The sequence below is a fragment of the Amycolatopsis nalaikhensis genome (assembly GCF_030264295.1).
Lineage (GTDB): Bacteria > Actinomycetota > Actinomycetes > Mycobacteriales > Pseudonocardiaceae > Amycolatopsis > Amycolatopsis nalaikhensis.
Genome location: NZ_CP127173.1, coordinates 6,349,308 through 6,372,443, shown reverse-complemented (window position 1 = coordinate 6,372,443; position 23,136 = coordinate 6,349,308). Strand labels below are relative to the sequence as shown.

The 23,136-nt window shown below is 72.9% G+C and carries 19 protein-coding genes and 2 pseudogenes; 9 read left to right on the top strand and 12 right to left on the bottom strand.

Annotation, left to right across the window (positions count from 1 at the left end; genetic code table 11):
• Positions 1-2 precede the first annotated feature (2 nt).
• Together QP939_RS31220 and QP939_RS31215 are read left to right on the top strand one after the other, a co-directional pair.
• Positions 3-1,277, top strand: coding sequence for a DUF58 domain-containing protein (locus QP939_RS31220; RefSeq protein WP_285449764.1), 1,275 nt, complete (start codon positions 3-5; stop codon positions 1,275-1,277).
• Complete coding sequence (locus QP939_RS31215) at positions 1,274-3,844, top strand: transglutaminase TgpA family protein (RefSeq protein ID WP_285449763.1); 2,571 nt, start codon at positions 1,274-1,276, stop codon at positions 3,842-3,844. Before QP939_RS31220 ends, QP939_RS31215 begins: the two co-directional genes overlap by 4 nt.
• Positions 3,845-4,259: 415 nt before the next feature.
• Here the strand turns inward: QP939_RS31215 and QP939_RS31210 are convergent, their stop codons facing one another.
• From QP939_RS31210 to QP939_RS31200, 3 genes are all read right to left on the bottom strand, one after another.
• Positions 4,260-4,664, bottom strand: a complete 405-nt coding sequence (locus tag QP939_RS31210; protein WP_285449762.1) for an SCO2097 family morphological protein — start codon at positions 4,662-4,664, stop codon at positions 4,260-4,262.
• 195 nt (positions 4,665-4,859) lie between these two features.
• The gene (locus QP939_RS31205; protein ID WP_285459889.1) at positions 4,860-6,074 is read right to left on the bottom strand and encodes a DNA polymerase IV; all 1,215 of its coding nucleotides are present in this window, start codon (positions 6,072-6,074) and stop codon (positions 4,860-4,862) included.
• Between the two features lie 143 nt (positions 6,075-6,217).
• Positions 6,218-6,946, bottom strand: a complete 729-nt coding sequence (locus tag QP939_RS31200) for a methyltransferase domain-containing protein (protein WP_285449761.1) — start codon at positions 6,944-6,946, stop codon at positions 6,218-6,220.
• Positions 6,947-7,052: 106 nt separating this feature from the next.
• Between QP939_RS31200 and QP939_RS31195 the strand changes: the two genes are divergently transcribed.
• The 4 genes and pseudogenes from QP939_RS31195 (at position 7,053) to QP939_RS31180 (ending at position 10,932) form a co-directional block, all read left to right on the top strand.
• A complete protein-coding gene (locus tag QP939_RS31195) occupies positions 7,053-7,946 on the top strand; it encodes a ParA family protein (RefSeq protein WP_285449760.1) in 894 nt (297 codons plus the stop codon).
• A gap of 3 nt (positions 7,947-7,949) precedes the next feature.
• Entirely contained in the window at positions 7,950-8,759 is an 810-nt protein-coding gene (locus QP939_RS31190) for a DNA-formamidopyrimidine glycosylase family protein (protein WP_285449759.1), read from the top strand.
• A 510-nt stretch (positions 8,760-9,269) separates the two neighbouring features.
• Complete coding sequence (locus QP939_RS31185) at positions 9,270-9,830, top strand: GNAT family N-acetyltransferase (RefSeq protein WP_285449758.1); 561 nt, start codon at positions 9,270-9,272, stop codon at positions 9,828-9,830.
• Between the two features lie 65 nt (positions 9,831-9,895).
• Positions 9,896-10,932, top strand: a pseudogene (locus QP939_RS31180) (quinone-dependent dihydroorotate dehydrogenase).
• Here QP939_RS31180 and QP939_RS31175 read toward each other — a convergent pair.
• The 8 genes and pseudogenes from QP939_RS31175 to QP939_RS31140 form a co-directional block, all read right to left on the bottom strand.
• A complete protein-coding gene (locus tag QP939_RS31175) occupies positions 10,904-12,310 on the bottom strand; it encodes an allophanate hydrolase-related protein (protein ID WP_285449757.1) in 1,407 nt (468 codons plus the stop codon). The pseudogene QP939_RS31180 and the gene QP939_RS31175 sit on opposite strands and share 29 nt — an antisense overlap.
• A 447-nt stretch (positions 12,311-12,757) precedes the next feature.
• Positions 12,758-13,744 (bottom strand): phage shock envelope stress response protein PspM, encoded by a 987-nt coding sequence (gene pspM, locus QP939_RS31170; RefSeq protein ID WP_285449756.1) that lies wholly within the window; start codon positions 13,742-13,744, stop codon positions 12,758-12,760.
• A gap of 31 nt (positions 13,745-13,775) precedes the next feature.
• Positions 13,776-14,618 (bottom strand): PspA/IM30 family protein, encoded by an 843-nt coding sequence (locus tag QP939_RS31165; RefSeq protein WP_285449755.1) that lies wholly within the window; start codon positions 14,616-14,618, stop codon positions 13,776-13,778.
• Between the two features lie 233 nt (positions 14,619-14,851).
• Positions 14,852-15,310: a helix-turn-helix domain-containing protein gene (locus tag QP939_RS31160; protein ID WP_003066272.1), complete on the bottom strand. Its 459-nt coding sequence runs from the start codon at positions 15,308-15,310 to the stop codon at positions 14,852-14,854.
• Between the two features lie 99 nt (positions 15,311-15,409).
• Positions 15,410-15,961, bottom strand: coding sequence for a CinA family protein (locus QP939_RS31155; protein WP_285449754.1), 552 nt, complete (start codon positions 15,959-15,961; stop codon positions 15,410-15,412).
• A gap of 67 nt (positions 15,962-16,028) precedes the next feature.
• On the bottom strand, positions 16,029-16,670 hold the full coding sequence (gene pgsA, locus QP939_RS31150) for a CDP-diacylglycerol--glycerol-3-phosphate 3-phosphatidyltransferase (RefSeq protein WP_285449752.1): 642 nt from the start codon (positions 16,668-16,670) through the stop codon (positions 16,029-16,031).
• Positions 16,667-18,105 (bottom strand): annotated as a pseudogene (rimO, locus tag QP939_RS31145) (30S ribosomal protein S12 methylthiotransferase RimO). The gene pgsA and the pseudogene rimO overlap by 4 nt, the downstream one beginning before the upstream one ends.
• 64 nt (positions 18,106-18,169) lie before the next feature.
• A complete protein-coding gene (locus QP939_RS31140) occupies positions 18,170-20,869 on the bottom strand; it encodes an AAA family ATPase (RefSeq protein WP_285449751.1) in 2,700 nt (899 codons plus the stop codon).
• Between the two features lie 627 nt (positions 20,870-21,496).
• Between QP939_RS31140 and QP939_RS31135 the strand changes: the two genes are divergently transcribed.
• Positions 21,497-22,018, top strand: a complete 522-nt coding sequence (locus QP939_RS31135; RefSeq protein ID WP_285449750.1) for an amino-acid N-acetyltransferase — start codon at positions 21,497-21,499, stop codon at positions 22,016-22,018.
• 32 nt (positions 22,019-22,050) lie between these two features.
• Positions 22,051-22,551, top strand: coding sequence for a phospholipase (locus tag QP939_RS31130; protein WP_285449748.1), 501 nt, complete (start codon positions 22,051-22,053; stop codon positions 22,549-22,551).
• Positions 22,552-22,701: 150 nt separating this feature from the next.
• Here the strand turns inward: QP939_RS31130 and QP939_RS31125 are convergent, their stop codons facing one another.
• Entirely contained in the window at positions 22,702-22,893 is a 192-nt protein-coding gene (locus QP939_RS31125) for a hypothetical protein (protein WP_285449747.1), read from the bottom strand.
• Positions 22,894-22,984: 91 nt separating this feature from the next.
• Here QP939_RS31125 and QP939_RS31120 point away from each other — a divergent pair, with 91 nt between their 5' ends.
• Positions 22,985-23,116 (top strand): hypothetical protein, encoded by a 132-nt coding sequence (locus QP939_RS31120; RefSeq protein ID WP_285449746.1) that lies wholly within the window; start codon positions 22,985-22,987, stop codon positions 23,114-23,116.
• The last annotated feature ends 20 nt before the right edge of the window (positions 23,117-23,136 follow it).

Below are 23,136 nucleotides of genomic sequence, written 5' to 3'. Positions count from 1 at the left end.
GCATGCTGCGTGCCCTGTCCGGCTTGACCACCCGCGGCCGTTGCCTCCTGGCCGCGGGGCTCGCGGCCGCGGTGTGCTCGTTCGTGCTCAACGAACGCGACCTGCTGCGGGTCGCGGTGTTCGTGGTGGCGCTGCCGCTGCTGGTCGCCGTGTTCATCTCGGCGACGCGGCTGCGCATCGGCGCCACCCGCGCGCTGCACCCCCAGCGGGTGGCGGTCGGGGGCAACGGCGAAGTGCAGCTGGAGCTGTGGCGCAGCGGCCGGCTCCCGGCCGGCGAGATCCTGCTGGAGGACGGCGTCCCGTACGCGCTGGGTTCGCGGCCGCGGTTCGTCGTCGAGCGGCTCCCGCACGACCGGCGCGTCGCCCTGCGCTACCCGCTGCAGCCGGTGCTGCGCGGGATCCAGCAGGTGGGGCCGTTGCGCGCGACGATCACCGACCCGTTCGGGCTGTGCGAGTTCGAGCGCGAGCTGATCGCGCACTCGCGGCTGGTGGTGGTGCCCCGGGTGGTCCCGCTGTGGGGCCTGCCGAGCGGCGCGGGCATCGGCGTCGGCGACGACGGCACGGTCCGGCTGCACGCGGGCCAGGGCGAGCCGGACGTGATCGTCCGCCAGTACCGCCAGGGCGACGACCTGCGGAAGGTCCACTGGCGTTCGACGGCCCGCCGCGACGAGATCATGGTGCGCGTCGAGGAGCGGCCGTGGCGCGGCGGCACGACGGTGCTGCTCGACCACCGCGCGGCGGCCCACCACGGCAGCGGACCGGCGGCGAGCCTGGAGTGGGCGGTGTCGTTCGCGGCGTCGGCCGCGGTGCACCTGCGCCGGTCCGGGCACCGGGTCCGGCTGGTCAGCGAGCACGGCCTGACGCTCGCCGACACCCCCGGCGAGGGCGGCGACCACTACGACAACGTCGTGCTGGACGCGCTGGCCGCGCTGCAGCCGGCGCACCAGCGCGACATCACGCTGGCCGGCGACCCGGCCGAGGGCCAGGAGCTGATCGCGGTGCTGGGCACGGTGAGCACGGAGGCGGTGCACGAGCTGACCCAGTTCCGCCCGCGCGGAATCCGGAGTTTGGCGGTCCTGCTGGACACACCGACCTGGTCGGCCGGGGTGAGCGCCCCGGAGCAACGGGCGGCGGCGACGGAGGACTCGGCGGAGCTGCTGCGCGCGGCGGGCTGGGGAGTGGTGGTCGCGGGACCGGGATCGCCGATGCCGCAGGTGTGGGGCGAGCTGTGCCGCAGCGGCGCCCGGCGCGGCACGTTGATCGGCGGTCCGCGATGAGCACCACCGCCCCGCCGCGGCCGTCCGGTACCCCCGCGAAACGGCCGCCCTCCCAGCATCCCCTCTCCGCTTGGCGCGCCAGCCTGCTCGCCCCCGCCGCCGCCGGGGTCGCCACTCTCTGTGCCGCCACCTCCGTCACCAGCGTCGTCTCCGGGCTCGCCTGGTTCGGCTACCTCTTCGTCGCCGTTCTGCTGATCGCCGCCACCGGGCTCGCGCTGCGCTCGCTGCAGGTGCCGACCGTGCTCGTCGGGCTCGGGCAGCTGCTCGTGCTGCTCTTCCTCGTCACCGGCGCGTTCACCACGCACGGCATCCTGCTGGTCATCCCCGGCCCCGAGGCGTTCGGCGAGATCGGGAACACACTCTCGGCCGCCGCCGAGCAGATCCGGACCGGGTTGCCGCCCGTCGAAGGCAGCCAGCCGATCCTGTGCCTCGTCACCATCCTGATCGGCCTCGTCGCCGTCCTGGTCGACACGCTCACCGTCGCCGCCGCGGCGCCCGCCGCGACCGGGCTCGTGCTGCTCTGCGTCTACGCCGTGCCCGCCGCCTTGAGCGAGGAAATGCTGCCCTGGTGGACGTTCCTGCTCGGCGGGGCCGCGTTCGCCGGCCTGCTCGCCGTCGACGGCAACCACCGGCACCGCCGCTGGCGGACCCGGGAAGCGCCCGGGCGCAGCGGTAAGCCGGGCGTGCTGTCCGCACCGGTCGCCGTGGTGGCCGCGGCCATCGTGCTCGGCCTGTTCGGCGGAGCGATCACCTGGGTCGGCACCGTCGGGCGGATCCCGTTCGGCAGCGGCGGCGACGGCCCCGGCGCGGGGGCCGGCGGCTTCGGCATCCAGCCGTTCACCGAGCTGCGCGGCATGCTCGACCAGGGCTCGAACCGCGAGCTGTTCAAGGTCCGCGGCCTCGGCACCGACCGCCGGCTGATGCGCGCGATGACGCTGGACACCTACTACCCCAACAAGGGCTGGGGTCTGCACGACGAAGGCCGTTCGCAGCAGGGCGTCCCGGTCGGGCCGCAGCTGCCGCCCGCGCCGGGCGACGACGGCAGCGGCTCGGCCCGCCGGATCGACGTCGAGCCGACGAGCTGGCGCGACAACTGGCTGCCGGTGTACGGCGCGCCGCGGGTCATCGACGGCGCCGCCAACGGCTACCTCTACGACCAGGTCAGCGGCACCGTCTTCACCACCCGCAGCGAAGCCCCGCCGGCGTACACGGAATACGCGTCGCTGAAGGAGCCGACGGCCGCCGAGCTGCGCGTGACGCCGCGGGTCGACGACCTGCCGCCGCGCTACACGCAGATCGACCGGGTCGACGAGCGCGTCCGCGCGAAGACCGAGCAGCTCGTCTCGGGCGCGTCGAACGACTTCGACCGGGCCTCGGCGATCTGGCGGTACTTCACGGCGCAGAACGGGTTCGTCTACGACACGAAGACCGCGCCCGCCAACGACTCCGACGCCCTCGCCGACTTCATCCTCAACGGCAAGCGCGGCTTCTGCGAGCAGTTCGCGTCGGCGATGGCCGTGATGCTGCGGGTGGCGGGCATCCCGTCGCGGGTGGCGATCGGCTTCACGCCGGGCGTGCAGGTCAACGACTACCTGTCGATCAGCACCCAGGACGCGCACGCGTGGGTCGAGGCGTACTTCGGCGGCAAGGGCTGGGTGACGTTCGACCCGACGCCGCTGTCCGACGGCCGCGGCATCACCCCGTCGTACCTGCAGGCCGGCACCGAAAGCGGCAACCAGCCGGACGACACCCAGGTGGCGCCGAGCACGGTCCAGTCCAGCGCCCCGGCGACGGGCACGCCCCGCGACCCCGGGCAGAACCAGCCGCAGCAGGAAACGAAGGACGCGACCGGCGACGACGACTGGCTCGTCGACGCCATGGGCATCTTCGCGGCGCTGGGCGCGGTCGCGCTGATCGCCGGGATCGTGCTGCGCGACCGGCTCCGCCGCAGACGGCTCACCCCGCCGGTCCCGCCGAAGGACGAGCCGGGGCCGGGCGACCGCGGCGAGGGTGACCTGCTGGTGCGCGCGCCGGCCCCGACGGCGCTGCCCGCGTCCCGCCTCCAGACGCTGGCCAACTGGCTGCCACTGGTAGCGCTGGGACTCTGGATCGCGGCGGTCGGGTTCCTGGCGGCGAGCGTGGCGTGGTGGTTCGGGCTGATCGTGGTGATCGTGCTGGCCGGGCTGTCGGCCCCCGCGGCGGGCCGCGAGTTCGTCCGCCGGCGGCGGCTGCAGCGGATCGACCGGCACCAGCCCGGCGCGGCCGACGCGGCGTGGGCGGAGCTGCGCGCCGAGTGCGCCGACCGCGGGCTGCCGATCCCGACCAGCGACACGGTCCGGGTCGCGGGCCAGAAGCTGGCGGCGAAGCACCACCTGGACGACGAAGGACGCGAAGGCCTGCGAACGGTCATCGGCGTGCTCGAGCGCTCCTGGTACGGCGAAGAGGAAGCGGCTCAGCCGGAGCTGCCGCCCGCCTTCGAGGGGTTGCGACGCAGCCTGCGCCGCAACGCGCCGCTCTCCTGGCGGGGGAAGCTGTTCCCGAAGTCGGTGTTCCGCAACCGCGACTGAGCGAGGGGCCGGCGAGGGTCGGTACCCGGTTGGCACGGGCGGCCCAAGCCGGGCTCCCGCACCGCCGCCGAACCGGGCCCGGCACCCCGGCCTGCGTGGGCCGCCCAGCGGGCTCGCGCGCTGCGACCGGACCAGGCCCGGCACCGAGCCGACGCAGTCCGCCCAGCCAGGCTCGCCCAAACCGCCGCCGAACCAGGCCCAGCGCCCCGGCCGACGCGGTCCACCGAAATCAGCGCCGTCGCAAGTGCCAGCACCCCGCCTGATCACCGCGAACCCGGTTCCGCCCCGCCTCACCCGGGTGGGGGTCACCCACTGTCACCACCGGCGTCCAGGCCCTCACGACCTTCCCGAGCACACAAGAAGATCCGCGTCCCGCCCGAAGTGGGCAGGACGCGGATCTTGTGGTCTCGCGGCGCTACTGCTCCTCGAAGCGCTGGCGGAAGCGCTCCTCCATCCGCTGGGTGAAGGAACTCCGGCGACCCGCCTGCTTGCCTCCGCGCGAGCCCGGTCCACCGCCCTTGCCGTCCGCCTCGGCGCCGTGCCGAATCGATGTGACGGCCATCATGACCCCGAAGAACATCACGAGGAACCCGAGCACGCTGATCAGCGGGATGTCGGCCACCCGGAACTGCGGCACCACCACGCCCAGCACCAGCAGGGCCACGCCCACTACGAACAGGGCGATGCCCTGGATACGCCGTCGGCGAGCGGGGCGACGCAACCGGGTGCCACGCACCGTGGATGCGAACTTGGGGTCCTCGGCATAGAGCTCGCGCTCGATCTGATCGAGCAGCCGCTGCTCATGCTCGGAGAGTGGCATCTTTCCTCCTCCGGCACAGCTGTCGCGGGCGCCGGGCCGCGCAACGTCCTGGACCCAACAGCCAACCCCAGGCGGGGTGGCACTGTCCAGGATACGAGGCCCGCGCCCGCACGACTACCCGATCCCGCATCCAGAAGGAATCGAATTGGGCTAAATCCCGCACGACGAGGGTTGCGGACGGTCACCACCGCCCCCTCACGGCTCCCGCGGCGCCAGCAACGACGCCGGCCGCACCGCCGCGGACCCGAACTTCGACCGCGCGACATCGGCCGCGACCTCGGCATCTCGCCAGCGCGGCGCCGGTGAGTCGAACAGCAGCTGCTCCCCCGCCTCCCCCGTGTCCAGCCCCTCGACGCGCACGCCGATCAGCCGGACCGCGCCGGTCGGCGCGTGCTCCGTGAGCAACGCGACAGCGACCGCGTGGATCTCGCGGGCGACGTCGGTGGCCGAAACCAGCGTGCGGGCCCGGGTGATCGTGTGGAAGTCCGCGAACCGCACCTTGATCGAGACCGTGCGGCCGCGCACGCCTCGCGCCCGCAGCGTCCCGCCGACGCGCTCGGCCAGCCGCAGCAGCTCCCGGCCCAGCTCGGCGCGGTCGTGGCGGTCGACGTCGAAGGTGTGCTCGGCGCCGATCGACTTCTCCGGCGCGTCGGTGACCACCTGACGCTCGTCGACGCCGTGCGCGAGCCGGTACAGGTGCTCGCCGATGGCCGTGCCCAGCGACTTCTTCAGCCGTTCCGGCGGGAACGCGGCGACGTCGGCGATCGTGTCGAGGCCGAGCCGGCGCAGGTGCTCCTCCGTCCGCGCGCCGACGCCCCACAGCGCCGAGACCGGCAGCGGGTGCAGGAAGTCCAGCGTCTCCGCCGCGGGGACGACGACCATGCCGTCCGGTTTCGCCATGCCGGAGGCGAGCTTCGCGACGAACTTGACCTTCGCGACGCCGACCGAGCAGGTGATCCCGTGTTCGGCCGCGACGCGCTCGCGCAGCCGGGCGCCGAGCTCCGCCGGGGTGGCGTCCAGCCGCCGCAGCGCCCCGCTGACGTCCAGGAACGCCTCGTCGAGGCTCAGTGGTTCGACCAGCGGGGTGAGCTCGCGGAAGATGCCCATCACGCCGCGGGAGACCTCGCCGTAGAGCCCCGACGTCGGCGGGATGTTGATCAGGTGCGGGCAGAGCCGCTTGGCCGTGGCGAACGGCATCGCCGAGCGCACGCCGAACTTCCGCGCCGGGTAGTTGGCGGCGGCCACGACGGCGCGCGGCCCGCCGCCGGACACGACGACGGGTTTGTCGGCCAGTTCGGGCCGGGTCCGCAGCTCGACCGACACGAAGAACGCGTCCATGTCGACGTGCAGCAACCCGCACCCGGTGTCGTCCGGCAGCGGTTCCCCCGGCTGGACCTTGAACCGGCCCATCCCGCCCGGCAGCTCAGCGTTTCGCCCCACGCCGGGGACGCTACCGGCAGGGTCCGACAGTTCCGGCGCGCAGCGTCTTGAATGACTCATTCAGGTCTTCGGAGGTCCTGAATGACTCATTCAAGACCCGCGGAGACCAGCGCTCAGGCGGGCGGCCGGGCCACCGCGTGCAGGCGGCCCGCGATGTCGCGCAGGGCCGGCGACCCCGCCGCGGCGCGCTCGAACTCGGCCAGCTCGTCCTCGCGGACGTCGCCGGTGACCAGGTCGGCGATCACGCGGTCGCCCTGCAGCAGCGTCACGTCCAGGCCCGCGGCGACCAGCTGGGCGCGCAGGCCTTCGGCGTCGAAGCGGCGCAGCACGGTGTCGCCCGGCACGATGCCCTCGACGCTCTCGAGCAGCCGCCGGGCCTCGTCGACCCGGCCGGCCAGCGCGCGGTGCAGTACCGCCGCGTGCCGGTTCGCCACCAGCACCGACACCGCGCCGCCCGGGGCGACCGCCGTCGCCAGCGCGGTGAGCACGGCGGCGGGGTCGTCGACGATCTCCAGGAGACCGTGCGCCAGCACCAGGTCGGCCGAGCCGGCCTCGACGTACCGGCCGAGGGCGTCGGAGTCGTCCGCGACCACGGTGATCAGCTCGGAGACGCCCTCTTCCTCGGCGCGGCGCTGCAGCGTGGCCAAGGCGTTCGGGCTCGGCTCGACGACCGTCACCCGGCAGCCGGCCGCCGCGAACGGCACCGCCCAGCCGCCGCTGCCGCCGCCCACGTCGACGACGCGCGGGTGCTCGGTGCCCCGGGCGCGGGCGGCCTTCAGCTCGGCCTCGAGCACCCGGCGGACGGCACCCGAACCCCGGGCGGCCACGGTCTCCGTCTTCATGCCGGACAGGGTAGTGCCCGGCCCCGCAAGCCTCCCCGGCTCCTCCCTTCGAGTGAACGGCCCTTGCCCGGCGGCACCTCTCGCGCGCACCCGTAGGCTGGTCGTCGTGCACACGGTCGCCGTACTCAGCCTCAAGGGAGGCGTCGGCAAGACGACGGTCGCCCTCGGTATCGCGTCCGCCGCCCTGCGTAGGGGCACCCGGACGCTGGTCGTGGACCTCGACCCGCAGGGCAACGCCACGACCTCGCTCGACCCGCCGTACACCGACGCGACCCTCGCCGACGTGCTCGAAACGCCCACCCGGGCGATGCTGGAACGCGCCATCGCGCCGAGCGTCTGGAGCGAGGACGTCGACGTCCTCGTCGGCGCCGAAGAGCTGGAACTGCTCAACGACCCGGACGCCGACCCGGAACGGCTGGCGAACTTCTCGCGCGCGCTGGACGAGCTGCACCGCGAGCCGCTGCGCGAGACGCCGTACGAGCTGGTGATCCTGGACTGCCCGCCGTCGCTGGGCCGGCTGACGAAGTCGGCGCTGGTCGGCGCGGACAGCGCGCTGATCGTCACCGAGCCCACGATGTACGCCGTCGCCGGCGCGCACCGGGCGCTGGAAGCCATCGAGAAGATCCGCAAGGAGCTCAACCCGGACCTGCGCGCGATCGGCGTGCTGGTGAACAAGCTGCGCGTGCGGTCCTACGAGCACCAGTTCCGGATCGCCGAGCTGCGCGAGAACTTCGGCTCGCTGGTGATGCCGACGGCGATCACCGACCGGCTGGCGGTGCAGCAGGCCCAGGGCGCGTGCAGCCCGATCCACGAGTGGCACTCGCCCGGCGCGCAGGAGATCGCGCTGACGTTCAACATGGTGCTGGCGAAGATCCTGCGTTCCAACCGGGCCGGGCGGCACCGCATCGCGGGCGAGGAGCCCGAAGGCCCCGACTGGCCGGAGGGCCCGGCGCCGGAGACCCCCGAAGCCCCGGCCGAGGTGTCCGAATCGACGGGGTGAACCGTGCCCGAAGGTGACACCGTCTACCTCGTCGGCAAGCGCTTCGACCGGGCACTGGCGGGAAAGACGTTGCTGCGCGGCGAGTTCCGGGTGCCCCAACTGGCCACTGTGGACCTCGCCGGACGCGCCGTGCTCGGCGTCGGGACGGTGGGCAAGCACCTGTTCACCCGCTTCTCGGGCGACCTGACGCTGCATTCGCACCTGATGATGGACGGCATGTGGGACGTCTACCCGGCCGGGGCGAAGTGGCGCCGGCCCGGCCACCACGCCCGCGTGATCTTCACCGCGGCCGACGTCCAGGTGATCGGGTTCCGCGTGCACGACCTCAAACTCGTGGCCACCTCGAAGGAAACCGACCTGGTCGCCCACCTCGGCCCGGACCTGCTGGATCCACAGTGGACGGACGAGCACGCGGCCCGCGCGGCCGCCGCGCTGGCCGCCGATCCCGCACGGGAGCTGGGTCTCGCGCTGCTCGACCAGCGCGTGATGGCCGGGGTCGGGAACCTCTACAAGTGCGAGATCGCCTTCCTGCTCGGGGTGACGCCGTGGACCCCGGTGTCCGAAGTGGACGCCGGACGCACGGTCGCGCTCGCCCGGAAGCTGCTGCTGGCCAACGCGACGGCCGGGCGGTTCGAGCAGAGCACCACCGGTCACCTCGACCGCAACCGCAAGAACTGGGTGTACGAGCGCACCCGCCAGGGCTGCTTCCGCTGCGGTGGAAAGGTCCAGGTCCGCACGCAGGGCCACGACGTCCAGCGGCGCCCGACGTGGTTCTGCCCGACCGACCAGACCGGCCCGTACCCGCCGCGGTAGGCGGGGCGTTCGCGCTGCGCGAACACCCGGGCCGGACCGCCGGACAGCTTGCGGCACGCCGGATCCGCCCGCGGGGCGAGATCACACAAATGACGTTGCACGACACCGGGAACTTCACATAGCGTGGCGGTACACGAGAAAGGAGGTGGTCCTAAGTTGTATTCCAACAGGACTCGTGAGGTGGCTGTCCGCTAGCGGATGGCACGTGGAGGACTTTGAGCAGCGATACAACCGAGCCACCTTCGGCTCATCGCCTGCTTCACGTGGTGCCTGATAGCGAATACCAGGCAGTCACCGTGCCTCCGGGGTTCCCGAGCACCAGTCCGGCTCGGGCTCAGGCGTTTGACGGCGCCCGAGAGCCACCCCGGGGGCTCCCTTATTTCCGCGCGTTCGCGCAGGTCACGCCGCCCGCCGTCGCCGGACGACCGTCCGGCGATCCGACGCACGGGTTCGGCGATCGCGTTCCCCCGTTCCGTGTCCCGGACGGCTGAGAAAAGCTAGCCTGGCAGCATGCTCAGGCCCGACTACCCGATCACCACGGCTCGGCTGCTCCTGCGCCCGTTCACGCCCGACGACCTCGACGCGCTGAACTCCTTCCAGTCCCGTGCCGACGTCGCCCGCTACCTCTACTGGGGCCCGCGAAGCCGCGCCGAGTCGGCCGCCGCGCTGGCGAAACGGGTGCACAGCTCGACGTTGACGAAGGAAGGGCAGTTCCTGGCCGTGGCGGTCGAGCTGGCCGCGACCGGGCAGCTGATCGGCGACCTGAACCTGGAGTGGCTCAGCAGCGAGCATCGCCAAGGCGAGATCGGGTTCGTCTTCCACCCGGACCACCACGGCAAGGGCCTGGCCGCGGAGGCGACGACGGAGCTGCTGCGGCTGGGCTTCGAAGACCTGGGGCTGCACCGCATCATCGGCCGCTGCGACGGCCGCAACACCGCGTCCGCCGCGCTGATGGAACGCCTCGGGATGCGCCGGGAAGCGCACCTGAAGGAGAACGAGATCGTCAAGGGCGAGTGGACCGACGAGCTCATCTACGCGATGCTCGAAGACGAGTGGAAGGACCGCGCGTAGTGGTCACTTTCACGTGAAAGTGACGCTCCGGTAGCGCGTTCCGGGCGGTTTGGCAGCATGGGGACGTGCTCTTCGACAAGATCGTCCGCCCGACGCTGTACCGGCTGTCCTACCACGACCCCGAACTGGTGCACGAGCGCACGATCGCCGTCCTGGCCCGGCTGAGCAAGCTCGCGCCCGCGCTCGGCGGCGCGCTGCGGGTCGACGACCCGGTGACCGTGCTGGGCCTGCGGTTCCCCAACCGCGTCGGCCTGGCCGCCGGGATGGACAAGAACGGCCGCGCGCTGCCCGCGTGGGCCGCGCTGGGCTTCGGGTTCGTCGAGGTCGGCACGGTGACGCGGCTGGCGCAGCCGGGCAACCCGAAGCCGCGGCTGTTCAGCCTCCCCGCCAGCGACGCGGTGATCAACCGCATGGGCTTCAACAACGACGGCGCCGAAGCGCTCGCGGCCAAGCTCGCCCGCGACGGCAAACCCGGCGTCCCGCTGGGCATCAGCATCGGCAAGTCGAAAGTGACGCCGCTCGAAGAGGCCGTCGAGGACTACCGGTTCTCGCTGCGCGCACTGCACCCGTACGCCGACTACTTCGCGATCAACGTCAGTTCGCCGAACACGCCGGGGCTGCGGCAGCTGCAGGACCGCGCCGCGCTGGCCGAGCTGCTCGGCGAGCTGCGTTCGACGTCGCTGGAGCTGGCCGGGGACGGCGCGCCGACGCCGGTGCTGGTGAAGGTGGCGCCCGACCTGACCGACGACGCGCTCGCCGAGCTCCTGGAGGTCGCGCTGGAGCACGGCGTCGCCGGGATCATCGCCACGAACACGACGCTGTCGCGCGAGGGCATCGTGCCCGCGGAGAGCGGCCTGGCCGGACAGGGGGAGGACTGTCCGGCAGGCCGCTGACCACCCGCGCGGCGGAGGTCGTGCGGTTCGTGCACGACCACACCGGCGGGAGCATGCCGATCATCGGCGTCGGTGGGATCATGGGCCCGGACGACGCGCTCCGGCTGGTCGACGCGGGCGCGTCGCTCGTGCAGCTCTACACCGGGTTCGCGCTGCACGGGCCGGGCCTGGTGCGGCGGGTCAGCCGGGGCCTCGCAGCCCGGCGGTAGAGGTGAAGCGCACGTAGCCGCGCCAGGATTCGTAGCGGTCCAGACCGGGGCCCGCGGCCGCCGGGTCGCAGCGCACGGCCGTCGCGGTGGTGCCGTCGTCCAGCTCGACGCGGTCGAGGACGAACGGCGTCCCGAGCGTCTCGGCGAACCGCTCGAACGCCGCCGGCGACAGGCGCCAGCGTTCGCCGTCGAGGACGGTACCGCCGTCCAGGACGCCCGGCTGCGGCGGTTCGGTGTCCAGCAGCACCATCCGGTACCGCTCGGTGGTCCGGACCGGTCCGCCGAAGCGGGCACCGAGCTCGGTGAGGCGCGCGTTGAGCGGCTGGCCGCGCAGGTGCGCGCCGAACACGACGACGTCTTCGCCCGGTTCCGGGTAGGGCGTGATCGGCTCGTCCGTGCAGACGGCCGCGAGGTCGAGGGCGATCTGGTCCTCGAACGCCCGCGTCACGAAGGTGACACCGAAGGGGCGGCGGTCGCCCGGTAGCACCGGGACGGTGACCGCGGCGACGTCGAGCAGGTTCGCCAACGCCGTGCCGGCGGCCAGGCGGTGGCCCACGCCGGCGGGGTCGGCGAGGGCGTCGGCGATGTCCGGGTGGTCGGGCACGGTGGGCAGGAGGAGTGCGTCGAAGCCATCGAAGCCGTCTTCCGGGACGGAAACCGGGGTGAGGATGGCCCCCGCGGCCGTCAGCCGGGCGACGACACCGCGGAACGCGAGGGCGGCGGCTTCGCCGAGTTCCGGGTCGGCCGGGTAGGCGATCCGCGGGTGCTCGCCCGCGCCGAGGCGGACGTCGGCGGGCCAGGTCCGGTCGCCGCCGGTCATCACGCGGAGAGCGCGCTGCGCGGGGACGAGGCCGTTCGAGTACACGGAAACGTCGGTCGTCGGCAGGAGGCCGCGCGTCGGCCGCACCGCGGCGACGGCGTTCAGGGCCGCGGGGACGGCACCGCCGGTGCTGAGGGCCAGGTCGACGACACCGAGCGCGACGGCGACCGCGGCGCCGTCACCACCGACTTTGGTGCGGTCCCAGGCGGCGGAGATGGCGGCGGCGCCGGTCTTGCCGAGCACGACGGCGCCGGCCGAGGTCAGCCGGGCGACGACGGTGGCGGAGGTTTCGGGGACGCCGCGGCCGGAGGGCTGGCCGGCGACGTCGAGGACGTCCCGCACGGCGACGACCGTGCCGGCCAGCGGCAGGTTCTCCCCGGCTTTGACGCGCTCGTCGACGGCTTTCGCGTCGACGAGGACGTCTTCGACGGCGCGCAGGGTGGTCCAGAGTTCGGGACGGGCGGCCTCGGTGATGCGCTCGAAGGCCGAGATGACGCGCCCGGAGGCGGTGGGCTGGGTGGCCGGAACGGGGTCCGGGTCCGGCGGGAGCGTGTTCACGGGGCGTCCTTTCCTCGGCGGTCGAGAAAGTCCACTGTGTACGGTCGGCGCCGGCGAACCCTTCAGTGCACGGCGGGCGATACCACTGCATGCATGCCAAAAACGTTAGGTGGCGGACGTTTCCGTCGCCATCAGTTTCCGATTACGCGCGTGTTTCGGCACCGGGAGGTGAACAGGGGGCGTCGCCGGGGTGAAACGCACGATCACGCACGCCGCGTGACGAAGCGGTGGTGAGCTCGGTTCGCGGCACTCGAACGGCCGAGTTTGGACGGACCGGTGGCGGGGTAGTCACGCGGATTCGGGTGATGGGCGGCGAAATCGCGAGTTCCGGCGGCCGCGGGGTCGAGAAAGATCGCGCGGGCCATCGCCGACTTAGCCGCACGGCCCACACCGCGCGGGGCGAGCCCCGTCAACCGACCTCGCGCGACACCACCGCGGCCGCGCGGGTCAGGAAAGCTCGCGCAACGCCATCGCCAGCCCGGCGAGGCGGTCCGTGGCATCCGTCAGCGCCTGCTTGGACGTCACCAAGCCGTCGCCCGCCGCGGCCACCGTGTGGCCCGCCGCCGCCACCAGGCCTCGATATCCCTCGAGGCCGTCTTCGAGCTGCTCGCGCAGCTTGCCCACCGCCGCGTCCAGGGCTGCCTGCTCGCGGGCCGGGGCTGAATTGCGGCCGCGCTCGATCGCCTGGATGCGGGCCGCCAAGCCGCGCAACGCCGCGGCCGCTTCGTCCGCCGTCTGGCGGGCGTCCGCCACCGAGACCTCCGAAACCGGCGTCGTGCCCACCGAAGACGGCACCGAAAGCTGGCGCAGCAACTCCGTCAGCGATGCTTCGCACTCCGCGAGCCGTTCCATCGGCGCGCGGGCCGCCGATCCGGCGGGCGGCAGCGGCGGCGGACCCGCCGGTGCGGCCGGGATCGGGGTGCGCTTGAGCTCGTGCAGCTTCAGCCCGGTCCGGACGCTGAACGTGCCGAACACGACGGCCCCGGCGAACGCCATGATCGCCTGCGGCATCATCGGTGCGCCGGTGGCGCTCATCCAGCCGAGCCCGGCGGCCACCGTGAGCACGCCGCACAGGATCGTCAGCAGGATCCACAGCGTCAGCGCGCGCGACGTCCGGCGCTTGCGCCGCTCCAGCTTCGCCGCCGGGTGGTTCCAGCGGTCCCACTTGGCCCGCGCCTCGGCGAACGCCGGGACCTGACTGGCCATCGACGACAACGTGGCCGTCACGTCGGGACGCCGCACCGGCGGGCGTTGCAACGGGTTCGGGCGGGGCGGTGCGGGCTTCCCGCCGGCCTGGTCGGCCGGCGGGAAGTACTTCTGCACCTTCTGGAGCTTCTCCTGGGCGCGCACGGCGTAGTCGGGCAGCTTCTCGATGTGCTTCTCCAGCTTCGCACTGAACTCGCTGAAGTCGCGGCGCCTGCCCTGCTGCCCCATGCTCGCCCCCTCTTCGCCCGGGTTGCCCGCGTCAGGCCGGGTTCTTGCCCTGCTCGGCCTGCACGCGCGCCTGGATCTCGCGCTGGATGTCGGCCGAGCTGCTCGCCGGCTGCTGGGCCGCCTTGCCGCCGTCGGTCACCTGGGCGACCGAGTCGCCGCGCATGGACGCGCGGATCTGCTCGAGCCGCGAGTGGCCGGCCAGCTGCGTGGTGGACGCCTGGACCTCCATCATGCGCCCCTGGACCGAGTTCTGGGCGAGCTCCGCCTGCCCCAGCGCCGTGGTGTAGCGCTTCTCGATCTTGTCGCGGACCTCTTCCAGCGACGGCGTGTTGCCCGGCGCGGCCAGCTGGCTCATCTGGTTCAGCGAAGCGGAGACCTGCTCCTGCATCTTCGCCTGCTCCAGCTGCGAGAGCAGCTTCGTGCGCTCGGCCAGCTTCTGCTGCAGCATCTGCGAGTTGCGCTCGACGGCCTGCTTCGCCTGCGCCGCGGCCTGCAGCGACTGGTCGTGCAGCGTCTTCAGGTCCTCGATGTTCTGCTCGGCCGTGACGAGCTGCGTCGCGAAGCTCTCCGCGGCGTTCTCGAACTCGACGGCCTTCTGCTCGTCACCCTTCGAGCGCGCTTCGTCCGCGAGGACGAGCGCCTGCCGGGTCGAGGCCTGCAGCTTCTCGACGTCGCCGAGCTGCCGGTTGAGCTTCATCTCCAGCTGCCGCTGGTTGCCGATCACGGAGGCGGCCTGCTGCGTCAGCGCCTGGTGGTTGCGCTGCGCCTCCTCGATGGCCTGCTGGATCTGTACCTTCGGGTCGGCGTGCTCGTCGATCTTCGACGAGAACGCCGCCATCATGTACTTCCAGAACTTCACGAACGGGTTGGCCATCTCCTCCGCCTGCCTTCTTGCGTCCCACGGGCCTTGAGTAGTCCTCGGGGTGGGGCGTCGCTCCCCTGCTCATGCAACGCACCGACCCCGGCGTCGGGTTCCATCGTGTCAGGTCGGCCACATCCGTTCCAGGCGACCCGGCCGAATTCAGGGATCACCCCGATCACTACCCGTAGACAACGCCGACGGCCCCGGGCAGGTTGCCCGGGGCCGTGCAGTCGTGTGCGCTGGGTCTACGCGGCGATCGTCGAGGCCAGCTTGGGCTGGCCGATGGTCGTCCGCAATGTCGTGTTCATCCTCGGCGCCGGGGAAACCCGCAGGTCGGCGAGGTCGTTGCCGATCAGCTCGGACATCAGGCGACCGCCTTCGATGCCGGCCGCCGAGGCCTCCGCGCCCCGCTTCTCCCGGGGCGTGCCTTCCACGATCCGCTCGTCGACCGGTGCGACCTCGACGTTGTCGAGGGCCGAAACGTCCGCCGCCACGTTGTGCAGCAGTTCGCCGAGCGGAAGGTCCAGGGCCTGGCAGATGGACGCGAGCAGCTCGCTCGACGCCTCCTTCTGGCCCCGCTCCACCTCCGAGAGGTAGCCGAGGCTGACCCTGGCGGCGCGGGAGATGTCGCGCAGCGTACGACGCTGGTTGGTGCGGGCATGACGGAGCCGATCACCGATCGCCTCACGCAACAGCACGGTCATCACGCGCCTCCCTTCCGAACAAGTACCCCCTACGTTACCCAGAGCGGCGCCCCGGGCGCAGGAGTTGGTGAGTCCGTACGCCAAGGGCGAACGCCCGTTTCACGTCAGATGTTCCCCGAGCAGGGCAAACGCGGCGCGGACCGACTCGGTCCTGATCAAGTCGCGATCGCCGCTCAAGGCCAGCGTACGGACGGTGACAAACGAAGCTTCGCCTCGGGTCGGGGGCTCCGCCACCCGAGCCCCCGAAAGACGCGGTGTGCGTGTTCCCGGCCCGGCGAGCCCGACGTGCACGGTGCCCGGCTCGACGCCGTCCTGCGCCGACGGCCCGGCCACGCCGGTCAGGCCGAGGCCCCAGGTGGCACCGCACCGGTCGCGGGCACCCTCGGCGAGCTGGGCGGCGACCTCGGGGTGGACGGCGCCGTGCTCGGCCAGGAGGGCGGGGTCGACCCCGGCGAGGACGGTCTTCAGCTCGGTGGCGTACACCACGAGGCCGCCGCGCAGGACGGCGCTGGCCCCGGGGACGCGGGCGAGGGTGGCGCAGACGAGCCCGGCGGTGAGCGACTCGGCGGCGGCGACGGTCTCGCCGCGCGCGGTCAGGGCGGCGATGAGGGCGGCGGCCTGCTCGTCGCCCGGGGGTCGCGAATGACTCATCGCGGACGCCGGAGGTCCCGAATGAGTCATTCGCGACGCCTCGGCGAAGCAGAGGTATCCGTCACCGTCAGCTCCCGGTGACCCGGCGCCCGGCCGCGCGCAGCCGGATCGCCCGGATCAGGTAGTCCACGCCCGTCACCACGGTCAGCACCAGGGCCAGCCCCATCAGGGCCCACCGCACCGGGTCCGCGCCCACCGGGAGCGGCAGCAGGTACGCCACGATCGCCGCGATCTGGGCCATCGTCTTCGCCTTGCCGCCACGGCTCGCCGGGATCACGCCGTGGCGGATCACCCAGAAGCGCAGCAGCGTCACGCCGATCTCGCGGACCGCGATGACGATCGTCACCCACCAGCCCAGCTCGCCGAGCACGCTCAGCCCGACCAGCGCGGCACCCGTCAGCGCCTTGTCCGCGATCGGGTCGGCGATCTTGCCGAAGTCGGTGATCAGGCCGTACTTGCGGGCCACCCAGCCGTCGAGCTGGTCGGTCGCCGAGGCGATCGCGAACAGGCCCGTCGCGAGCGCGCGCCACGTCGTGTCGTGGCCGCCGTCGACGAACAGCGCCACCACGAACAGCGGCACCAGGACCAGGCGGGACAGCGTCAGGAGGTTCGCCAGGTTGAGCGTCGGGACCGGCGTGGCGACCGGGACCTGGGCCGGGCCTTCGCGGCTGGTGCCCTCGTCGGCGGCGTCGCTGGGGACCGCACTCACCGGTCGGCGTCCGGTGCCGCGCGGACGATCAGGTCCACGCCCGCCGAGTCGACGACCTCGCAGCGCAGGAAGTCGCCGACCTGCGTTTTTTCCGGCGCGTCGAGGATGACGCACTCTCCGTCGACCTCGGGCGCCTGGTGTGCGGCGCGGCCGGTGAGCTCCGCCGTCGTCGTCCAGCTCCACCAGCACGTCGACGAACGTGCCGATCCGGTCCTCGGCGCGCTGCGCGGTCAGCTCCTCGACCAGCGCCGAGATGCGCGTGACGCGCTTGGCCACCTCTTCGGGGTCGAGCTTGCCGTCGAAGGTCTCGGCTTCGGTGCCGTCCTCGTCGGAGTAGCCGAACACGCCGACCGCGTCGAGGCGCGCGCCCGTGAGGAACCGCTCGAGCTCGGCCAGGTCGTGCTCGGTCTCGCCGGGGAACCCGACGATCACGTTGGTCCGGATGCCCGCCTCGGGCGCGTACTCGCGGATCTGCTCGCACAGCGCCAGGAACGAATCCGTGGAGCCGAACCGGCGCATCCGGCGCAGCACCTGCTCGCTGGAGTGCTGGAACGACAGGTCGAAGTACTCGGCGACGCCCGGCGTGGTCGCGATCGCCTTGACCAGCTGCGGGCGCGTCTCGGCCGGCTGCAGGTAGGAGACGCGGACGCGCTCGATGCCGTCGATCTCGGCCAGCCGCGGCAGGAGCCGCTCCAGCGCGGTGGCGCCGTCGCGGCCGAAGTCCTTGCCGTAGGACGTCGAGTTCTCGCTGACCAGGAACAGCTCCTTGACGCCGTTCTCCGCCAGCCACATCGCCTCGGCGACGACCTCGTCGGGCTGCCGCGAGACGAACGAGCCGCGGAACGACGGGATCGCGCAGAACGAGCAGCGCCGGTCGCAGCCGGAGGCGATCTTCAGCGCGGCCACCGGCGAGTCGTCGAGGCGCGTGCGCAGCACCCGCGGGCCCCAGCCGTGCTGCGCGTGCCCCGGCACCTCCACGCTCTCCGCGGCGGCGGGCCGCTGCACCGGGCTGATCGGCAGCAGCTTGCGCCGGTCGCCGGGGGTGTGCGAGGCGATCTTGCGGCCCGCGACGACGTCGTCGAGCCGGTCGGAGAAGCTCGGCGTAGTGGTCGAAGCCCAGCACGGCGTCGGCCTCGGGCAGGCTGTCGGCGAGCTCGTGGCCGTAGCGCTCGGCCATGCAGCCGACCGCGACGACCTTCTTGCCCGTGTCCGACGCGGCGAGCAGCGTGTCGACGGAGTCCTTTTTGGCCGACTCGACGAAGCCGCAGGTGTTGACCACCACGACGTCGGAGTCCTCCGGATCGGCCGCCAGCTCCCAGCCGCCGGCCGCCAGCCGGCCCGCCAGCTCCTCCGAGTCGACCTCGTTGCGGGCGCAGCCCAGGGTCAGCAGGGAGACGCGTCGGGTGGCGGCAGGGTCCGTGGCAGGAGAAGGCACGACGTTCAGGGTAGCCGCCGGGCCCGGACGAGCCGACGACGGCGTCACCCATCCCGGGGTTCCGTCAGGACGGGGCGGGCAGGTCCGCGCGGGTCAGCAGGACCAGCTCGGCGTCGGCCAGCCGTTCGAGATCGACGTCCGGTCCGGCCAGCCGCATCGCCTGCGCGCTGATCGCCCGCTCCAGCAGCCCGCGCGCGGTGCGGCCGTTGGCGAACCCGGCACCGCGGTCGAGCCCCGCCATCACCCCGGGCAGGGCGGCCGCCAGGTCCGGCGCCAGCCGGTAACCCTGCTTGACGGCCATGGCGGTGAAGATCGCGGCCAGCTCGTCGCCGGTGTAGTCGGCGAACTCGACGGTGCCGCCGAACCGCGACCGCAGCCCCGCGTTGCTGTCGAGGAACCGGTCCATGTCGGCCGGGTAGCCCGCCGCGACGACGACCAGGTCCGCGCGATGGTTCTCCATCTGCACCAGCAGTTCCGCCACGGCCTCCGCACCGAAGTCGGCACCGTTCGCGTGGTCCTGCACGAGGGTGTAGGCCTCGTCGATGAAGAGCACCCCGCCGATCGCGCGCTCGCAGGCGTCGCGGGTCTTCGGCGCGGTCTGGCCGATGTACTCCGCGACCAGGTCCGGGCGCGCGACCTCGACCAGGTGCCCGGACGGCAGCACGCCGAGGGCGCGGTAGAGCTGCCCCATCAGCCGGGCGACGGTCGTCTTGGCCGTGCCGGGGTTGCCGGTGAACACGAGGTGCCTGCTGCGGGTGGCCACGGGGAGCCCGGCCTTGCGGCGGCGCGCGTCCAGCCGGGTCTCGGCGACCAGCGCGTGCACCCGCTGCTTGACGTCGTCCAGGCCGATCATGGCGTCCAGCTCGGCGAGCAGCTCCTCGAGCCCGCGCCGCGGCCCGGCGTCGTCGGTGACGGCCACCCCGGCCTCCCCGGATTCGGGCAGGTCCGCCGCCACCAGGGTGGCCAGCTCGTCGGCCGACGTCCGCGGCCGCGCCGCGAGCCGGCTCGACTGCTTGCCGATGGCCGCCTCGAGCAGGCCGCGCGCGGAGCGGCCGTTCGCGAACCCGCGCCCGCGCGGGATCCGGCGCATCGCCTCCGGCAGCGCCGCCAGCAGGTCGTCGGCGAGCCGGTAGCCCTGGCTGCCCGCCATCGACCGGAAGATCCCGGCGAGCTCCTCGGCCGAGTAGTCCGGGAACTCGACGCGCCCGGCGAAGCGCGACCGCAGGCCCGGGTTGGACTCGAGGAACTCGTCCATCTCCTTCGGGTAGCCCGCGGCGAACACCACGAAGCCGTCCCGGTGGTTCTCCATCTGCAGCAGCAGTTCGGTGACCGCCTCGCGGCCGAAGTCGTCGTCGTCCCCGGAGACGAGGTTGTAGGCCTCGTCGAGGAAGAGGACGCCGCCCATCGCGCGTTGGCAGACGCTGCGGGTCTTCAACGACGTTTCGCCGACGTACTCGCCGACGAGATCGGGGCGCGCGACCTCGACGACGTGCCCCTTCGGCAGCACACCCAGCGCCTGGTAGATCCGGCCGACCAAGCGGGCGACGGTCGTCTTCGCGGTGCCGGGGTTCCCGGTGAAGACGAGGTGCCGGCTCCGCGCCGCGACGGGCAGCCCGGCCTCGCGGCGGCGGGCGTCCACGGCCAGCTCGTCCACCAGGCCGCGCACCCGCTGCTTCACCGACGCGAGCCCGATCATGGCGTCGAGCTCGGCCACCAGCTCCTCGACCGACTTCCCGGCCCGCTGCGCGGCGTGCCCGGCGACCGCCTCGACGTCGGCGGGCAGCAGGTGGACCCGGCCGTCGGGCGCCGCGCCCCGCGCCACCGCGGTGCGGCTCGCGGCGGTCAGCAACGCCTCGACGGATCGGGCGTCGGCCGGGCCCCGCCCGGCGAGCGCGGCGAGGCCGTCGCGGACCGGTGGCGGCAGCGCGAGGGACCGCTCGGCGGCGAGGACGTCGAGCAGCGCGGCGATCCGGGCCGTGGTGGTGAACTCCGGCATCCGGTGGACCAGCACGCTCGAGGCCAGCTCGGGCGCCTCGGCGCGGAGGACGTCCAGCACCTTGTCCGTCCCGGCGAGGACCAGCAGGCGACCGCTTTCCTGGTCGTGCGCGACCTCACGGAGATAGCGGAGCACCCCGGCGGGGTTGCCGTCGAAGAGGGCGTCGACCTCGTCCACGAGGATGCAACTCGGGTTGTCGGCTTCGTCGGCTTCCCGGACGAAGTCGCGCAACCCGGCTTCGGCGGGCACCGGGTCGCCTTGCCCGTCCCGCAGCAGCTCCGGGCCCGCGATGAAGCTGCCGCCCGTGAACCCGGCTCCGGCCTCCCTGAGCACGCTGTAGAGGGCTCGGTAGAGACGTCGCTGGCCGGTGTGCGGCGGGCCGACGAACAGGATCAGCGGGTTGGCCTGCTTCTGCCCGGTCTGCCGCTGTTCCCACTCGCGCAGGTCCTGCTGCCACTTGGCGCGCGCCCGCTCGTAGTCCTCCTGCTCGCGGCGCGCGTTGCTTCGCCGTCGGGCCCGATCGCCCGCGGCGAGCAGGTCCACCGCGACCGAGCGGGTGTAGCGCGCCATGTCGTCGAGGAAGCCACCGTCCTCGTCCTGGTCCGGCGGCTGGGGCTCGGGCGGCGGCGGTTCCCCGGGACCGCCCCGCTGGGGATGGCGGGTGGCCTCGGCCCAGCCGACCACCTGGGCCGTCCGCCGCAGGAAGGCGACCGCCGACTCGGAACCGGCGACGAACCGGACCCGCTCGCGCAGCTGCTCGACCACCACGGCGGGATTCGGGCGGGGGCTGGCCGGTCCTGCTGGCATCGGTGGCGGACCGGCCGTGCCCGGCGCGGGAAAGGGGCCGCTCTGCGGCGCCGGGAATGCCCCGTTTGGCCCGGGGAACGGCCCGTTCGGAGGCACTGGCCCACCGTGGACCGGACTCGGCGGTGCTGGAAACCCCGCCTCCGGCGTGGGAAAACGTCCGCCCGGCGGCACCTGCGCACCCGGCGGCATCGGGCCACCCGGCGGTGCCGGAGCGAATCCGCCCGGCGCCGGAACCGGCCCGCTCGGCGGCATCGGCCCGCCCGGCGGCGGAGGCACCACGCGGGTGGCCGCGCGGTAGCCGGGATCGGCGGGTGCGGGGCCGTACTGCCACGGCGTTCCCGGTCGCCGCCACTGCCACGCCCGGCCCGGGACGAGCAGCCACGCCACCCCGTCCGGACCTTCCAGCGCGGCCGCGCGGCCCGCCGCCGCCTGTGCTTCGGCGGCCTGGAACGCGTCCCATCCGGCGCGCGTCATCGTCTCCCCCACTCGGCCGGTCACCTCTCGCAGGCAGCATACGACGCTGTGCGACGGCGACGTCCCGGACCGCGTACCTCGGTCGTGTCGGCGCCCGCCGCGGGCGGTGTGGCAATGTTGAGGATCGTGCCGTCCGACTCGCCCCGCCCGGGCATCCGCCGCGCGCGGATCGCCGATGTCCGCAAGATCAAGGCCCTCGTCGACTCGGACGCGGGACGCGTTCTGCTGGAAAAAGACCTGGTCACGCTGTACGAGGCGGTCCAGGAGTTCTGGGTCGCCGAGGTCGGCGGGGAGGTCGTCGGCGCGGCCGCGCTGCACGTGCTCTGGGAGGACATCGCCGAGCTGCGGACCGTCGTGGTCGACAAGGCCGTCCGCGGCCAGGGCGTCGGACGGGTGCTGGTCGCCCGGCTCGTCGACGAGGCGCGCGAGCTGGGCCTTAAGAGGCTCTTCGTGCTGACGTTCGAGACGAGTTTCTTCGCCGGGCACGGCTTCGTCGAGATCGACGGCACGCCCGTGACGCAGGAGGTCTACGAGGAGATGCGGCGCTCGCACGACACCGGCGTCGCCGAGTTCCTGGACCTGCCGTACGTCAAGCCCAACACCCTGGGCAATTCACGCATGTTGCTCGAACTCTGAGGGAAACTTTCCGAACAACCTCCTTTCGGGCGGTGACGTGCGCCACTCGAAGCCCGAAGCTGATCAGGCACTCGTCCATTGATCGGCAAGGAAGCAACGATGCGCACGACACTGCGGAACCTGGGGGCCACCGTGGCGGTGGCCGTGACTGTCGGCGGGGGCGCCCTCCTGGCGCCGGCACCGCGGCGGCCGTCGACATCCCGACGGTCACCGACCAGTACCTCTTCCACACCACCCTGTCCGGGTTCGAGTCGATCCGGAACCAGGCGCCGTACTCCGGCCAGCTGGACTGGTCGTCGGACGGCTGTTCGTGGTCGCCGGACACACCGTTCGGCTGGCAGTTCCTCCCGGGCTGCCACCGCCACGACTTCGGCTACCGCAACTACAAGAAGCAGGGCCGCTTCACGGAGGCGAACCGGCTGAAGATCGACGACAACCTGTACACGGACTTGAAGAGCGTCTGCGGGTCCAATGTGGCGTGCAAGGGCGCGGCCTGGACGTACTACGAGGCGGTCCGCAAGTTCGGCGGCTGAGCCCCGTCCCCTGGCCCGGGTCAGGACGGCGGCTTGCCGGATCTTCGCCACGGCAACCGGCGTCCGGCCCGGGCCGCCGGTCAAGACCAGCCGCTTGGATCTCTCTGGCCGCGGTCGCTTCCACAGCGGGCGTCGCCAACCTGTCCGGTCCTAGCTGACCCGGATCGTGGCCTCTTGGCCGTCTTCGCTCACCGACACCAGCTCGACCCGGCTGGCGGCGAACGAGGTCGCCTGGGGTCCGGTCCGGGGGCCGCTGTGCAGCTCCGCCGTCCTGCTCTCGCCGCGGCCCGGCTCCTTCAGCAGGAACGCCAGCGTCGCCTCGCCCTGCCAGATGCACATCATGTTCGGGCGGCACCGCGAATCGGCGACGACGCGCAGGTAGCGGACCGCCAGGTCCTTCCCCTGGATCGCGGCCTCCTCGCCGACGCGCAGGGTGACGTCGCCCTGCGGGGCGGCGCTGACCGTCGACGGCGCCGACGGCCGGGCCGGGACCGGCTGCCCGGAGGCGACCGAGCTTCCCGGCGCCCACCGCGACGACGGCGAAGGCGAACAGTCCGGCTGCTAATCGCTGTAGGTCCACGTGCT